At 37.6% G+C, this 15709-nt stretch carries 17 protein-coding genes and 1 pseudogene; 12 read left to right on the top strand and 6 right to left on the bottom strand.

Annotated elements, in window-relative coordinates; translation table 11 throughout:
* The first annotated feature begins 186 nt into the window (after positions 1-186).
* Both EZY12_19645 and EZY12_19640 read left to right on the top strand, forming a co-directional pair.
* Complete coding sequence (locus EZY12_19645; protein ID QSX66957.1) at positions 187-1074, top strand: lipid kinase; 888 nt, start codon at positions 187-189, stop codon at positions 1072-1074.
* A 100-nt stretch (positions 1075-1174) separates the two neighbouring features.
* On the top strand, positions 1175-1780 hold the full coding sequence (locus EZY12_19640) for an exopolysaccharide biosynthesis protein (protein QSX66956.1): 606 nt from the start codon (positions 1175-1177) through the stop codon (positions 1778-1780).
* Between the two features lie 190 nt (positions 1781-1970).
* Here EZY12_19640 and EZY12_19635 read toward each other — a convergent pair whose 3' ends face one another.
* Positions 1971-3365 carry a hypothetical protein gene (locus tag EZY12_19635; protein ID QSX66955.1) on the bottom strand — a complete coding sequence of 465 codons (1395 nt, stop codon included), beginning with the start codon at positions 3363-3365 and terminating at the stop codon, positions 1971-1973.
* 136 nt (positions 3366-3501) lie between these two features.
* Here EZY12_19635 and EZY12_19630 point away from each other — a divergent pair, with 136 nt between their 5' ends.
* Positions 3502-5100: an Hsp70 family protein gene (locus tag EZY12_19630; protein ID QSX66954.1), complete on the top strand. Its 1599-nt coding sequence runs from the start codon at positions 3502-3504 to the stop codon at positions 5098-5100.
* 3 nt (positions 5101-5103) lie between these two features.
* Here the strand turns inward: EZY12_19630 and EZY12_19625 are convergent, their stop codons facing one another.
* Positions 5104-5736 carry a bifunctional 4-hydroxy-2-oxoglutarate aldolase/2-dehydro-3-deoxy-phosphogluconate aldolase gene (locus tag EZY12_19625; protein QSX66953.1) on the bottom strand — a complete coding sequence of 211 codons (633 nt, stop codon included), beginning with the start codon at positions 5734-5736 and terminating at the stop codon, positions 5104-5106.
* 29 nt (positions 5737-5765) lie between these two features.
* A pseudogene (locus EZY12_19620) lies at positions 5766-5900 on the bottom strand (ATP-sensitive inward rectifier potassium channel 10).
* A gap of 366 nt (positions 5901-6266) precedes the next feature.
* Here EZY12_19620 and EZY12_19615 point away from each other — a divergent pair.
* The 6 genes from EZY12_19615 (at position 6267) to EZY12_19590 (ending at position 11455) form a co-directional block, all read left to right on the top strand.
* Positions 6267-7445: an MFS transporter gene (locus EZY12_19615; GenBank protein QSX66952.1), complete on the top strand. Its 1179-nt coding sequence runs from the start codon at positions 6267-6269 to the stop codon at positions 7443-7445.
* Between the two features lie 661 nt (positions 7446-8106).
* Positions 8107-8898 (top strand): DUF4231 domain-containing protein, encoded by a 792-nt coding sequence (locus EZY12_19610; protein ID QSX66951.1) that lies wholly within the window; start codon positions 8107-8109, stop codon positions 8896-8898.
* Positions 8899-9100: 202 nt separating this feature from the next.
* Positions 9101-9289 (top strand): hypothetical protein, encoded by a 189-nt coding sequence (locus EZY12_19605; GenBank protein QSX66950.1) that lies wholly within the window; start codon positions 9101-9103, stop codon positions 9287-9289.
* Between the two features lie 222 nt (positions 9290-9511).
* Positions 9512-10030 (top strand): inorganic diphosphatase, encoded by a 519-nt coding sequence (locus EZY12_19600; protein QSX66949.1) that lies wholly within the window; start codon positions 9512-9514, stop codon positions 10028-10030.
* A gap of 130 nt (positions 10031-10160) precedes the next feature.
* Positions 10161-10544 (top strand): aspartate 1-decarboxylase, encoded by a 384-nt coding sequence (locus EZY12_19595; GenBank protein ID QSX66948.1) that lies wholly within the window; start codon positions 10161-10163, stop codon positions 10542-10544.
* A gap of 11 nt (positions 10545-10555) precedes the next feature.
* Positions 10556-11455, top strand: coding sequence for an MBL fold metallo-hydrolase (locus EZY12_19590; protein ID QSX66947.1), 900 nt, complete (start codon positions 10556-10558; stop codon positions 11453-11455).
* 169 nt (positions 11456-11624) lie between these two features.
* On the opposite strand, the gene EZY12_19585 is transcribed toward EZY12_19590, so the two are convergent.
* The 3 genes from EZY12_19585 to EZY12_19575 form a co-directional block, all read right to left on the bottom strand.
* The gene (locus EZY12_19585; GenBank protein ID QSX66946.1) at positions 11625-12668 is read right to left on the bottom strand and encodes an anthranilate phosphoribosyltransferase family protein; all 1044 of its coding nucleotides are present in this window, start codon (positions 12666-12668) and stop codon (positions 11625-11627) included.
* Between the two features lie 137 nt (positions 12669-12805).
* Positions 12806-13774 carry a LysR family transcriptional regulator gene (locus EZY12_19580; protein QSX66945.1) on the bottom strand — a complete coding sequence of 323 codons (969 nt, stop codon included), beginning with the start codon at positions 13772-13774 and terminating at the stop codon, positions 12806-12808.
* 279 nt (positions 13775-14053) lie between these two features.
* Positions 14054-14482 (bottom strand): ubiquinol-cytochrome c reductase iron-sulfur subunit, encoded by a 429-nt coding sequence (locus EZY12_19575; protein QSX66944.1) that lies wholly within the window; start codon positions 14480-14482, stop codon positions 14054-14056.
* A 279-nt stretch (positions 14483-14761) separates the two neighbouring features.
* Between EZY12_19575 and EZY12_19570 the strand changes: the two genes are divergently transcribed.
* The 3 genes from EZY12_19570 to EZY12_19560 are packed head-to-tail and all read left to right on the top strand — an operon-like array spanning position 14762 to position 15654.
* A complete protein-coding gene (locus EZY12_19570; GenBank protein QSX66943.1) occupies positions 14762-14980 on the top strand; it encodes a hypothetical protein in 219 nt (72 codons plus the stop codon).
* 40 nt (positions 14981-15020) lie between these two features.
* Complete coding sequence (locus tag EZY12_19565; protein QSX66942.1) at positions 15021-15260, top strand: hypothetical protein; 240 nt, start codon at positions 15021-15023, stop codon at positions 15258-15260.
* Positions 15238-15654: a putative toxin-antitoxin system toxin component, PIN family gene (locus EZY12_19560; protein QSX66941.1), complete on the top strand. Its 417-nt coding sequence runs from the start codon at positions 15238-15240 to the stop codon at positions 15652-15654. The genes EZY12_19565 and EZY12_19560 overlap by 23 nt, the downstream gene beginning before the upstream one ends.
* Positions 15655-15709 lie beyond the last annotated feature (55 nt).

The raw sequence follows: 15709 nt of genomic DNA, 5'->3' as shown, positions 1-15709 counted from the left end.
TTTAAAACCCCTTCTCTTCCTTCTTCTTCCTCCTCTTTATTCCTCCTGACTCGGTGACTCCTGACTCGGTGACTCCTAGCCTTCACGAGAAGACTTTTTCAGCAAACCCTACTTAATCCTTAACTGAAATTCCCAGTAAATAATGTATATAATTCATTCAATATCCAAACTGTCAAAGGTACGCCCATGAATTCCCGCGCCCTGCTATTAGTCAATCATAATTCTCGTCAAGGACAAGAACGTTACCAGGAAGCGATAAATTCTTTAAATGAATTGGGTTTAGAAATCATTATAGAATCTACAGAACATCCTACACAATTGGGTGATGTGATTCGTCGTTACCAACAAGAAATTGATTTGGTGATTGTCGGTGGTGGTGATGGTACTCTTAACGCTGCTGTAGGTGCTATAGTTGATACTCAATTACCTTTAGGAATTTTACCTTTGGGAACTGCTAATGATTTGGCGCGAACTTTAGGTATTCCTAATTCTATTCCCCAAGCTTGTCAAATTATTGCCAGTGGACAGTTGCGACGGATTGATTTAGGTTTGGTGAATGATAAATATTTTTTCAATGTTGCTAGTTTGGGTTTGAGTGTGAAAATTACTCAAGAATTAACTAAAGAGATGAAACAGCGTTGGGGAATATTTGCTTATGCTGCGATCGCATTCCAAGTAATTTGGAAATCTCGCCTTTTTAGTGCAGAAATTCGCATAAATGACCAATCAATTCATGTCAAAACTGTGCAAATTGCTGTGGGAAATGGTCGCTATTATGGTGGTGGGATGGCTGTAGTTCACGATGCAGCAATAGATGATCAAAGGCTGGATCTTTATAGTTTAGAAATGGATCATTGGTGGCAAATTCTTCCTTTACTTCCGGCTATGCGTCAAGGACGACATATTGATTGGCCGAATGTCCGCGCCCTACAAGGTCAGGAAATTACAGTATATACCCGAAAACCTCATTCGATTAATACAGATGGAGAAATCACAACCCATACTCCGGCTGTATTTCGAGTGCTTCCGCAAGCGATCGCAGTTTTTGTCCCAGAAATATCATCTCCAGTATAGATTTATCTAATTGATATAATTTATTGGATGATATCTTAACTCCTAAATTCTGCTGTATCTTAAGAAGACTACAATCATCATAATCACAAAAATCATAGTTATGAATTTACGCTTTTCTCAAGAAATTAAATCTCTATTAGAACGTTTAAGTGAACAGCCACTAACTTTAGGTGATATCCTCGCAGAAACTTCTGAACGGGGTTTTAGCTTGGTAATCACATTACTCGTATTACCCTTTTTATTTCCCATGCCTCCAGGCTTAAGTAGTCCTTTAGGTGGTGCTTGCTTAATATTATCATTACAAATGGTTTTAGGGAGGCGAACGCCTTGGCTACCCAAAAAAATCGCTAACTATAAATTTCCCGACGCTTTTGCCAAAATTATCTTACAAAATCTGCGTCGAGTTACTAAAGTATTAGAAAAAATTGCCCGTCCCCGATTCCAAAAAATCGCTAATCATCCTTGGATTTGGCGATTTAATGGGCTGTGCATCTCTTGGTTAACAATATTATTAATTTCTCCTATTCCCTTTACCAATCCCATTCCCACTGTGGGGATCTTACTTCTGTCCGTTGCGACCATTGAAGCGGATGGTTTGCTAATGTGCATTAGCTATATTGCTACTTTCTTAATTACTTTACTATTTGGCTTTATTGGTTATGCTTTATGGTTAGCCCCCAACTTACTCCCTGCTATTTTCAAATAAACTTTTTGACTTTCTGATAAAAATTTGTTAAGATATAAAGCCAAAAGAAAAAACCCTCAGCTAAAAGCCAAGGGTAATCATTTAATTAAGGTGCATCTACTACTTGAATATCCACCGTAGCTTCTACCGTGTCCGGATAATTTCAGTTTGACACTTACCGCGAGGTCTTATAATTTTGAGTTTTGAACTGTTAACTTTCCTCTCGTAAATTATACCATCCATACCAATGCAGTATAGCTAACCATACTGCTGATAGTAGACCGGCAATACTCAAAGTTAAACCTGTAAAGGGAATTAATAACCCAAATACAGGTAAGACGACTCCAGTGATGGTGCAAATAATTGCGGCTAAAGAAACACGACGATTTGCACCTAAACCATAGCTTAAAGTTAATAAAATTAACGCAATCATCAACCAAGCTAATTCAGTATTAATTACCCGTGCCATGTAGGTTAAAGTTAGTAAACAGGCAAAGAAAATCCCCCCAGCAATCACGACATTTTTTAAAGTCATAGGTAAGGATAAATACAGCAGTAATATCCACCACAAGAACAAAGCTGGTGCTAACAATAATAACCTGGGAATAATACCAGTTTTGCCAATGGGTTTAGTGCTAGTAAAGACACCAAAAGGATTTTTAACAGCTACATTTTCGGCAAAACTCCAAGTAAATTGCGTGCTGTTACCATCAACTTTAATATCATCAGGAATAATCCCACTAGCAAAATCAGCATTACTAAAATTAGCGATCGCTACCAGCCGAAATTTAGAAAGTAACTGATTTGTAGCACTATAAACCCAGCGTGGTCCACCATCAGCTTTATAGGTAACTTTAAAAGTAGTTTCTTCCCCCGGTTCTAAGCGGAAGGGAAAACTATAATTATCGTTATTTGTTTGTTTTAAGATTGTGTTATTACGTTCTACCTTATAATCCCGCAGGATTGAAGAACCATTAGGTGGTGGTACTTCTAAGAAAAAACTATTAATATCACTCAGTTGGTTAATAACTTTGTAATTAGCTGTGTAGTCTGTCTGATAAATAGAACTACGATTTTGGACATCTACACTTTGATTAATTTTAACTTGAATTTCTGAACTTGCTAAAGTTAGATAACGAGTAACTTTTTGTTTATCATTAACTTTAACTATTTTGCCATTAATTTGGGTATTATAAACATAAGGTTCTTCAGTAATATAACGAACTTGGGGAGAAACTTGTTCCAGTTTATCACCTGCTACAGTAGCAGAAACTTGTGCCACTTTTGCCTGTTCCCAATAATGGTAACGATTGCTTAAAGTTGAACAGAGAAAAAAACCAGTTACTAACAAAATTAAGATTAAAGCTAAATGCTGTAATCCCTGCAATAATTGGGAGTAACGAATTGACCATTGACCGAAAAAAACCGCTTGTTCTGTGGGATATCGTCGTAAAGAAAAACTAATTAAGGCGATCGCCACACCTAACGCTATAATTAACAAAAATAATAGCAGTGAACCTTGGAGTAATTGATTACCAAATTGCAGTAATTCCTGGGGATGTGTTAAATCAGGTAAGCCGGGAATACCTTTAGCGTCAGCAGACATAAACAGATATTTGGGTAATTTTTAGACTCTGACACATTTAATATCACAAAAGTTGCTATTAATTAGATAATGGGTAATCAGTAATATTTGTTTATCACCTCTTCCCTGTTCCCTGTTTTCGGATATAATTAAAAATATGGCGATCGCGATTGATTTTGGGACAAGTAACACAGTTATCACTCGTTGGAATCCTGTCACTCAGGCAGCAGAAACCCTGAATCTACCTGGTTTATCAACACAACAATTTCTCAACCCGCCACTGATTCCTAGTTTGGTTTATGTGGAAAATGCCAGTTTGGGAACAATTATAGCTGGACAACAGGTGCGTGATCGCGGTTTGGACACAAAAACCGATACCAGATTTTTCCGTAACTTTAAACGGGGAATTGGTGCAGATATTCAGGGTTTTTTACCAGAACTAGATGGTAAAAACATCACCTTTGAACAAGTAGGAAAATGGTTTTTAAGCAAGGTAATTCAAGAATTAGCCCTCCTAGAAGGAAAAATAGATTCCTTGGTTTTAACTGCACCTGTAGACAGCTTTGAAGCCTATCGTTACTGGTTAGGGAAAGTTTGTCAATCACTACCCGTCGAACAAGTGCGGATGTTGGATGAACCGACCGCTGCGGCGTTAGGGTATGGTTTAACAGATCAAGGAACTCTCTTAGTTGTTGACTTTGGTGGTGGAACTTTAGATTTATCTTTAGTGAGTTTGGATCAAGGTAAACAAGCCAAAACCAAACCTTTAGGATTTCTGCTCAAATGGGGTGATAAAAGTCTGGGTGAAGATTCTCAACAAAAGACTAAAACAGCCCGTGTATTAGCCAAAGCAGGGCAAAATCTAGGCGGAATAGATATTGATAATTGGATAGTAGATTATTTTGCTAAAACCCAAGGATTACCAGTTAGTTCTCTCACCACCAGACTAGCAGAACGGGTGAAAATTCAGCTATCTCACCAAAATAAAGCCAGTGAAGTTTATTTTAATGATCAGACCTTTGAAAGTTATGAAATGGATCTTGATCGTTATACCTTTGAAAATATTTTGAAGGAAAACGGATTTTTTGATAAGCTGCATGATGTCATGATGACATTGTTACAGCAAGCCCGACGCTACGGGATGGAAATTGATGATATTAATGCAGTATTGTTAGTGGGTGGGACTGTGCAATTGCCAGTGGTACAGACATGGATAGAACAATATTTTGAACCAGAAAAAATCCGCCGTCAATTGCCTTTTGAAGCAATCGCTCATGGTGCATTACAAATCACTCAAGGCATAGAAGTTAAAGACTATCTTTATCATAGCTATGGTGTCCGTTATTGGGATCGCCGTAATCAACGTCATAGTTGGCATCCTATTATTAAAACTGGACAATCTTATCCCATGACTCAACCTGTAGAATTAGTTTTGGGTGCTTCGGTGGAAAATCAACCCAGTATTGAGGTAATTATTGGGGAATTAGGCGCAGAAACGGGAGGAACAGAGGTATACTTTGATGGCGATCGCTTAATTACTCGTCAGTTAGACAGTCGTGCAACCACTGTTAAACCCCTCAATGATACAGCAAGTGCCAGTAAAGTTGCCAAACTTAGACCTCCAGGAAATCCGGGAAGCGATCGGATTAAAATCTATTTTCAAATTGATGAACAACGGTTTTTAAGAATTACTGTTGAGGACTTATTAACAAATAACATCTTAGTCGAAAACCAACTTGTGGCCCGGTTGAGTTAAATTCTAATATAACCTCTGTATAAGAGCTTTGGCCTGTTCAGTAATCCCGTCCCAATTTTCTTCTAATACCCATTTTTTGGGAAATAATTCCCCACTCAAGCCCACTGCTACTGCACCAGCTTCTAAAAAAGCCTTGGCATTTTCTAACATCACACCCCCAGTAGGGATTAAGGGAATATGCCCAAGCGGTCCTTGTAGACTTTTGATATAGCTAGTTCCGCCCACAGCTTGTACAGGAAAGACCTTTACACAACTTGCGCCATAATTCCAAGCGGTAATAATTTCCGTCGGTGTCAATGCACCGGGAATCATCGGGATATTTTGAGCGACTGCGGCTTTAATCATGTCCGGATCAGTGTGGGGACTGAAGAGAAATTGCGCCCCACAGGCGATCGCCTCTTCTAACTGTTGAACATTAAATAACGTTCCTGTTCCAATCATACAGTTAGGTAATTGGCTGCGAAGTTGGGAAATTAATTCCGGTGCGCGATCGCAATTCCACGTAATTTCAATTAACCCCATTCCCCCAGATGCTACAGCTAAAGCCATTTGTTCACCCCATACCATCTTTGGGGCGCGAATAACAGCGATCGCTCGATGTATTTTTAACTGTGACAACCAAACTTGATTAGGCATTTTTATCCAGAGAACTTAAACAAGATCAATTAAACTGGTAAGACATCGTGAAAATGCGGATAGTCAACGTAACGATGTCCATCAGGTGTATGGTAGATAATATCCACAAATTGATGATTCCACAAAATCTCATTAGCACCATAACTATGACGTGCATGGACAATGGTAAGGATCATCCCAGTAGGAATACCATGCACCCATACCCATAATCTTAAATTGTCCATTATGGATTTGAATATGAACTCGTTGGTGCTGGTGTTTTCCTAGCTTCTGGAAAAATCTCTGTAATTTAAATTTCATGAGCAGTAAGTAAAAGTTTAGTGAATGGTAGGATGACTAAAGATAAATAGTAAGAATTCAGGAGTCACCGAGTCACCGAGTCAGGAGAAAGAAGATTTGATGTGGAATTATAGCAATTTATTCTGATTTCGTGTTTCCTTGGCTCCTGATTTCTTCTCTTCTATTGTATTTATTCTGATTCGGTGACTCCTTTGCTCCTAAATCCTTACAATAAATATATTTAATTAACAATGAATCGAATTTTTTGGATTACTGCTTTAATTGCTTTTATTAACTCCCTGAGTTTTACAATTTTAATCCCCATAATTTATCTTTATGGTAAACAATTTGGTTTAAATGATTTCCAAACCAGTTTATTATTTTCCACATACTCTATTGCTCAATTTTTCGCCACTCCCGTAATTGGTAAACTCTCTGACAGATTTGGGCGTAAACCATTATTAATAATCAGTTTAGCAGGAACAGTAATAGCCAATACTATAGCCGGAACTGCCACAACAGCAAGTTTACTATTTTTAGCCAGATTTTTAGATGGTATCACAGGCGGAAATGCTTCCGTTGCCCAAGCTGTTATTTCTGATGTTACCAGTCAAAAAGATCGCGCTCAGGCATTTGGGATTTATGGGGCAGCAATGGGATTAGGCTTTGTTCTTGGACCAGCTACAAGTTTAGTAGCACAGCAAATTTCTTTAGGAACAGCATTTTTAGTTTCCGGTGCAGTTGCTTTGATGGCAATGTTAATGACAATATTTTTATTACCAGAAACTCTCAAAAATAAATCTCCAAAAGCTACTAATATATTTGATTTAGGTTTAGATAATTTAATTAAAGGTTTTGCCATGCCAGGAATTGGCATTTTATTATTCATTAACTTCTGTGCAGGGACAACATTTACCATGTTTACCTATGCCTTTCAACCCTATTTTATTAAAGTTTTAGGTCAAAATAATCAATCTTTAACCCTTTTATTTCTCACATTTGGCACATTGGGTGTAATTATGCAAACTTGGGGTGTATCTGTTCTCCGTCGCAAATTTAATGTAGTAAAAATATTATTTTTAGGCTTATTTATTCGCAGTTTATCATTTGTGTTAATGCCTGTTTGGCCTAGCATCACTTATTTTGTTGTAGTTAGCATATTATTTGCGCTATTTAATGCTCTAGTCCAACCCATGATTAGTACATTGATTTCTCTCAATGCTCAACCACAAGATCAGGGAACTGCATTAGGGTTAAACGCATCTTATTTAAGTATTTCTAATGGCATTGGTCCAGTGATTGCTGGGATAATAGTTCAACAATCTCAACCTATCACTTATGGCTATCCTTTATATCTGGCAGGAATTCTAACATTTTTGGTTTTAGCCTTAGCCATAGCTACGCGCAAAAAATACAGCACTGCTATTTAATTCTGTCATTAACAGGAGTCATCCCGTAGGGGCGCAGGGCCTGCGCCCATTCAAATCCTGCGCCCATTCAAATCCTGCGCCCATTCAAATCCTGCACCCATTCAAATCCTGCGCCCATTCAAATCCTGCGCCCATTCAAATCCTGCGCCCATTCAAATCCTGCGCCCATTCAAATCCTGCGCCCATTCAAATCCTGCGCCCATTCAAATCCTGCGCCCATTCAAATCCTGCACCCATTCAAATCCTGCGCCCATTCAAATCCTGCGCCCATTCAAATCCTGCACCCATTCAAATCCTGCGCCCATTCAAATCCTGCGCCCATTCAAATCCTGCGCCCATTCAAATCCTGCGCCCATTCAAATCCTGCGCCCATTCAAATCCTGCACCCATTCAAATCCTGCGCCCATTCAAATCCTGCGCCCATTCAAATCCTGCGCCCATTCAAATCCTGCGCCCATTCAAATCCTGCGCCCATTCAAATCCTGCGCCCATTCAGGAGTCAGAACATTTTTCTCTTTTTGTGTCTGTTCCCTACCATATCAACTTGTCAAGAATATTACTTTCGTGTAAGATACATCATTGTTTGTAAAAATACTTTTTTGCAACGATTTTTCTCAATCATCAATTCAACGTTCCCACAATAACTATACTAGGCGAAAATATGTTGTTTTTTTTCAAATTGATTGATTATTTATTAGCCGCAGTGGCTATGACATCAGTTTTCGTTATTTATGTTGGTTCTAGTGATCAACAATATATAACTGCTGCCTCCGTTGCTTTAAGTGTTGCTATTGGTTTATTTCTTCTCAATAGACAATCGGTAAAGAATGCTATGAAGGAAGCACAAAAAAATGAACTTTCCAAAAAAGCTGAACTTTATACCTCCTTATTAAGTAATGGTACAACCTTGGACTACAATGCAATTTTACCAGCACGAGCTAAAGCTTTAGAATATTGTCAAGAATTAATTGACGATTATAAAGATAGAAGAAATGTTGCGAGAAATCTTTACTATGTCTTGCAAATTTCTACCGTTATTTTTTCAGGTATTACCCCGATTTTAGTGCTTGTAGATAAATTGGAAGCCGGACAAAGCTGGTTAAAATGGCTGCCTGTAATTTGCCCAGCTATTGCTTCCATTGTTGCTAGTATAGTTACATCCTTTCCTTTTCAAAAAAATTCGATGATTGCTAACACAGTCGTTGAATTATTAGAAGCTGAACAGGAAAAGTTTATTTTGGGAATTAGCCCAGCTTATCGTTGTTATGATATTCCAGAGGAAGATAAACAGCAACAAAGAGTAAGTCAGGCAATAGAAATATTTATTACTCAAGTGAATAATATTCACCTCCAGCAAGTACAACAAAATACTGATTCAGAACAGGGAAATAAAGAAAAACAAGAGTCATCAAAATCTGAAGAATCAACTACAGGACAAAAAGTAGCCGCATAGTTTTGGTGTAATCACCGATTTAGGGGTGCAGAACATATCAATTTCTGGGCGCAGGCCCTGCGCCCCTACGGAATTTCTGAATTATGGAAAATGTCAGGGATAACTGACATTACGGTTTATGGCAAAAAAATAGTTAGAATAGTATAGACGCTCTTTTTTAGAGAGTCAATCCACTAGTGATTCTGATTAATTCCAACTTTGTATGAATTTAAATAGCCAGTCTGCCAATTCTTCCGATACATATTCCCAACGTTTGGCAGACATTGTGGGAACAGTGATTGCTCTGATTACTCTCACTCTACCAGTATTTATCATTGCCCACTATTCTTCAGCGAATGTTGAAAACAATCAGCCATCCTTAACCTATAACCTACCTATTCGTGGAGATTAAAATATACAGTAGAATTCAGGAATTAAAGAAGATTTAAGAGAAAACGATAAGGGGCAGGGAGTAGGGGTTTTCTTTTCCGCCCTTTTTTTGTTGATAATTTATGAAATTCGCCACCATTTTACAAGAAATCACAGGAGAAGAGATCCACAATGTTCTAAAATTTTACACTGGAAGCAAAAATTGCTGCTACCGCTTATTCACTTTTAGTAAAGGATTTTTGTTGTGGATTTATCTCTGATTCCTGCCCAACCCAAGCCAGGTGTGATTAATGTACTGATTGAAATTGCTGGTGGAAGTAAAAACAAATACGAATACGATAAGGATTTACAAGCATTTGCTCTAGATCGGGTTCTGTCTTCTTCAGTTAAGTATCCTTATGATTATGGTTTTATCCCTAATACCTTAGCTGATGATGGCGATGCCTTAGATGGTATGGTGATCATGGATGAGCCAACATTTCCCGGTTGCGTCATTGCGTGCAGACCAGTTGGTTATTTGGAAATGATTGATGGTGTCGATCGCGATGAAAAAATTCTTTGTGTTCCCGACAAAGATCCGCGCTATGCTCATGTAAAGTCACTTAAAGACATAGCCCCCCACCGATTGGAGGAAATTGCCGAATTTTTCCGCAGTTATAAAAACTTGGAAAAAAAGGTAACGCAAATTCTCGGCTGGCAGGATGTGGATAAAGTAGCTCCATTGGTAGAAAAGTTCATTCAAGCAGCTAAAGCTAAAGCATAATAGATCATGGGTGATGGTAATGTGAATTACTCATTACCCACTAAATCAATTATCGTGGAATAATCAGTAACAACCTACTGAGTTTAATTCCTATATCTCTCACTGGTTGCAAAAAAAAATTTAAAATCAAATGCAGCGCACTCTTTTGTCGGCAAAAATTCATAACTGTACGCTCACAGCGGCAAATATTAACTATGTGGGTAGTATCAGCATTGACGAGATTCTTTTGAAAAAAGCTGGTATATTTCTCTATGAGCAAGTACAAGTAGTGAACATTGCCAATGGTGAGCGTTTTATTACTTATGCCATCCCTGCTCCAGCTAATTCAGGAGCTATTGAATTAAATGGAGCAGCCGCACGTTTAGGTGTAGTTGGCGATCGCTTGATTATAATGACTTATGGGCAGTTTAGGATGGAAGAGTTAAAATGTTACTCTCCTACCGTTGTAATTGTGGGTGAGAAAAACCAGTTATTAGAAGTGCGACATTATGATGATCTGCTTAGTAAGCTCTAATTTTCAAGAAAATGCCAAATTTTGAGTTGTCCGATTCTCAAATTTATAGTTCTGAACAACTAAGTCCCAGCCTTACTAATCAATCTGAGCTATTTCAGGTACGATTCTGGGGTGTACGTGGTTTGATTCCTACTCCTAGCACCCATAACAGTCGCTATGGTGGTAATACTGGCTGTGTGGAGATGTATGTAGCCGGAAAACGCTTAGTTTTTGATGGAGGGACTGGTTTACGCATTCTGGGCGGAAATTGGCAGGAACTAGGTCAAACTATTGAGGCACATTTATTTTTTACGAATTCTCAATCTAATCGCATCCAGGGTTTTCCTTTTTTTGCCCCGGCGTTTATTGCTAGTAATTATTTTCACGTTTATGGAACAGCGGCTTCTAATGGTGCATCAATTAAACAGTGTCTCTGTGATCAAATGCTCCAGCCTCATTTTCCTTATCCCTTACAAGTAATGAAATCAGCATTAAAATTTTATAATTTGATGCCAGATCAATTAATTGAATTAAATGATATCAATATTCAAACAACATTAATTAATCAAAATCAGCGTTCAATTGGCTATCGTGTGAATTGGGGTGAGTTCAACGTTGCCTATGCTGCGGATTTGCATAAAATTATTAATTCAGAAGAGCAAACACGAATTTTAAATCTTATTCAAGATGCTGATTTATGGATTACTAATGCCACCTATACTCCACCAACAGATAACAAGCATGAAACCACTGAATCATTCTGGGAAGTAGCTGTAAATATGGCTCAGAAGGCTGGGGTAAAACGGTTAGTAATCTCCTATCATCATCCCGATGATCATGATGATTTTCTGGACAATATGCAAACTGAAATTCAGTCAGTATTCCCTAAAGCATTACTAGCTCGTGAGGGACTTGTTTTGACTGTTAATTAATATAGTAGGTAATGGGTAATGGGTAATGGGTAATGGGTAATGGGTAATGGGTAATGGGTAATGGGTAATGGGTAATAGGTAACAACGAACCACTGACTACTGACTACTGACTACTGACCACTGACCACTGACCACTGACCACTGACCACTGACCACTGACCACTGACAATTAAAATTTTTCGAGCAAAGTATTAATTGCTTGCAGTTTAGCTGTTAATAAACCACTGCTAATTAATTCGGCGGCTTTGTCTATACCAGATTGTATATCTGGACAAATCCCACTGCGCCATAAGTAAAAACCACCATTCCATAGGGCTGTTTGTCTTAATTCGCTAGAGTTTCCTGTTAAAACCTCTTGCATATCTTTGATGAGTTCTTCTGTAGTAGTCAGGGGAACATTTTTAGTGATAAAGCCATATTCACGGGGTGCAAGTTGTAACCGGGTTAATGCTTCTGAATTGGATGAAGACAAGCCGATAATGGCTGTGCGATCGCGTGGTAAGTCACAACTACCTTCTAAACCCTTAATAAAAGTATATTTTGTCACCCCACGCAACCCCAAAGCTTCTTGAAACATGGCTTCCGTCGGTGGATGAACAAAACCAGCAATAATATGAGCATCACCAGAGTAAGGACACCAAATTAACTCCATTGTCGCTAATGGTGGCCGTTTACCTAATTGATCACGGTATTCCCACAAAGTTTGATTTAAGGGAAAATGCTTGGGTGTGTAAATAAAGCCAATTCCTGTTTCTTCAAAAACCTGCTGGGTTTGTGCGAGTGATAAACCAGTCCAATCTATTCCTAAACCTTGCCAAATTTCGATTAAGGGTAAACCATATTTTGTGGGTAAGCGATTGCCCCCATGCATAATTACGGGTTGTCCCGCAGTAGCTAATAATAAAGCCGTAATTATATTAATTGGTGCAGTGCGAGTTCTGCCATCATAGGGGATACCTAAAACAATCACAGGTTTTGCTATTGATGGCAATTTGGGTCCGATTTCATTGTATGTATCTAACATCCCTGCTAATTCAGCACCTGTGGGACGTTTAATCCGGTGAGCAATTAAAAATGCGCCAATTTGCGCTGGTGTCGCTTCACCTAATAACATCATTTTTGTAGCGGTAGCTGCTTCAGCACGAGTCAAATTTTCTGATGTGTGACTTCCACTACCTACTTTTTGGATAAATTCTCTAAATTTAGTTGTCATTGGTTATTAGTTATTAGTTATTTGTCATTTGTCATTTGAAAGAGGCAATAGTTTATAGTCCAGATTTCTCTTAGAGAACTTCACAAAAAGAATGAACTGCTTGCAGCAGTGCTTCGCTATCCAATCTTGTGGGTCTTTTACTCCTGACTCCTGACTCCTGACTCCTGACTCCTGACTCCTGACTCCTTCTTCAATTCAGGAATATTATCTTTGACAAGTTGCCAAAAATAATGTATGGGGGGAATATTAAGACGATCTTGGGTTGTTACCATCACTACCTGACGAGTCAGATTGGAATTATCACCTAAATTATTATTTGCAGATAGGGGACGAACTGCCAGGGTAGGATCATGTCTGGCTTCTATTAGTGCTGACTGGGGAAGTAATGCAATGAGTTCTCCTTGACGAACTACTCCCCGAAAGGCATCCAGGGTGTTGACTTCTAAAGCTGCTTTTAGTGTAGCTTTCATCTGTTCAAATTTATCTTGAATCAGACGCTGCATTCCATAACCATCTTTAAATACTACTTGAGGATAACGAATTAACTCTAACCAGGGGATAGATTCATATTCAGCTAGGGGATGATTAGCTGCGGTGAGGACTTCTATGGGTTCTTCATATAGAAATTCTATGGCCATTTCTTTGCCTGTGATTAAAAAGCGATTGTGCATGACAATAGCTAAATCTACTAAACCATCTTTGAGGACTTTAAGAGAGCGATCGCTTCCTAATGATGTGACGCGTAATTGTACCTCTGGATACGAATGACAAAATTTTTGTAACACTGGTGGTAAGTAGGAAGCACAGACTGAATGGATTGCTGCAATACATAGCTCTGGTTGCTTTCCCCCCATTAAATCTGTTAACTCCTGTGTAGCGAATTCCCATTCCTGGCAGATTTTATGCACACGAGGAAGTAAACATTCACCCCCTAAAGTTAGTTTTGCATGGGTGCTTCTATGAAATAGTTCTACCCCCAAATCTGCTTCTAATGCCTGAATTTGCCTACTAATTGTTGATTGAGTCACACCACATTGTTTTGCTGCTTGTTGAAAGCTACCAGTTTGAATGATCGCCAAAAAGGCTTGCAACTGCTCTAGACGCATTTTGATAAAACCTAAGTATAAAACTATGACTTTTATTAATTTAACGGGTTATCTGTATAATTTTAATTTAATTTAATTGATTGTGTAGTATTTAATTTACATAATCACATTAGCAAAAATACTTGCGAATCCTAAATTGATGTGTTGTATAGCAACAGCACAGGTAGTGAAGACATCAATTGATATAAGTAGGGAACAGGGAAGGAATTTTTTTGTTTCTTTCTGACTTCTGAATGGGCGCAGGCCCTGCGCCCCTACATTGATGACTTCTGGAGAATGTTAAGTTGCTTTGACTAAAACAGAACTACCTTCAATTTTAGCTTGGTAAGTTTTCAGGGGTTTTTTAGCAGGACTTTGTTTGACTTTGCCATCCTTAGCAAATTCTGCACCATGACAGGGACAGACAAATTTACTGTCTTTTGCTTTCCAGTCGATCGTACACCCTTGATGAGTACAGCTAGGATTAACAGCAATCAGATTTTTTGCAGCTTTAGATGTTCCAACTACTAATACTGCGCCAATTGGGGAATTTTCTACCAATAGTTGACCATTTTTATCTAATTGTGCCACAGTACCCACTTTTTGCCAGCCTTTAGTAGCAGCATTAGCTGATGTACTTGTTTCAGGAGAACAGGCCGCAATTGCTACGGGTAAAGAACTGGCTAAACAACCTAGTCCTACCCAATTTATAAAGTCACGACGTTTCATATTTGTTTATAATCAAGATGTGATTTTTTACTCACATCTATTATTACTGCCAAAGTTTGATAATGTCATTATTTAGGGTTTGCTGAAAATTGATGTAGTGGTTATTATTTGGGTGTAATATAATCAATGGTGCAGAAGACAGCAACCCTACAATTTTTGTGGTTTTTAAATTACTATCTTCATTAAGAAGAGCAACATTATTTATTAATTTTAAAATATTGGAAGTTGATTTTCAAAATATGCTATTGTATACCCATATAAAATCAACATCACAGAACTATGAAAAAAATAGAAGTTGAGCTTGATCAAGCAACTTATGACAAAATAGAACAGTTAACACAAACCCATCATTGCCAAGTTTCAGATTTAATCAAAGCCATGATTGAGCAACTTACTCAACCAGAAATTATGAATAATTCATTTGTTGGTGAATGGTCAAACGAGGCTGAGTTAGTTGATAAAATGGTTGAAGATATTCTACAATATAGAAATCAATAAAAAATTGTTAATAATGTAGAAAAACAGAAGGATAAATACTATGCTACAACAAAATACTTATCAATTACCCTTGACATTTGAGCAAATTATTAATCTAGTTAAACAACTTTCTAATTCAGAAAAATTGTTACTTAGTAAAGAACTAGAAAAAGAAACTTTAAACAAGAAATTAACAGAGTTATTAGAAACATTTCAAACTGATGAATTGTCTTTAGAAGAAATTACCGAAGAAGTTGAAATTGTCCGTTCTCAAATTTATGCCAGAAAACAAAGTAGTTAAGATAATTATTGATACTAATCTTTGGATTAGTTTTTTGATTGGGAAGGAATTAAAAGAATTAAAAAACCTTTTGATTGAAGAAACTATTCAATTAGTAATTTCCGAGGAAATTGTAGAAGAAATTATTCTCGTTACACAACGTCCTAAGTTACAAAAATATTTTACACCTAACAAAGTAGATGAATTAGTTAGATTTTTGCGGACTATTGGTTTATTTGTCAACATAACATCAGAAGTATTGTTTTGTCGAGATCCTAAAGATAATTATCTTTTAGCACTGGCAAAAGATAGTGATGCTAATTTCTTAGTTACAGGAGATCAAGATTTATTAGTGATTGCAAAATTTGAAAATACTGAAATTGTTACTTATCAAGAATTTTTACTTAAATTATAAGATTACTTGTTTGATTTTTTTTAGGTTGCATATTTTATATTGTATCATTTTAGGT

This window comes from Dolichospermum sp. DET69, assembly GCA_017355425.1.
Lineage (GTDB): Bacteria > Cyanobacteriota > Cyanobacteriia > Cyanobacteriales > Nostocaceae > Dolichospermum.
The sequence above is the reverse complement of the archived record's forward strand: the minus strand, read 5'-3'. Positions and strand labels throughout refer to the sequence as shown.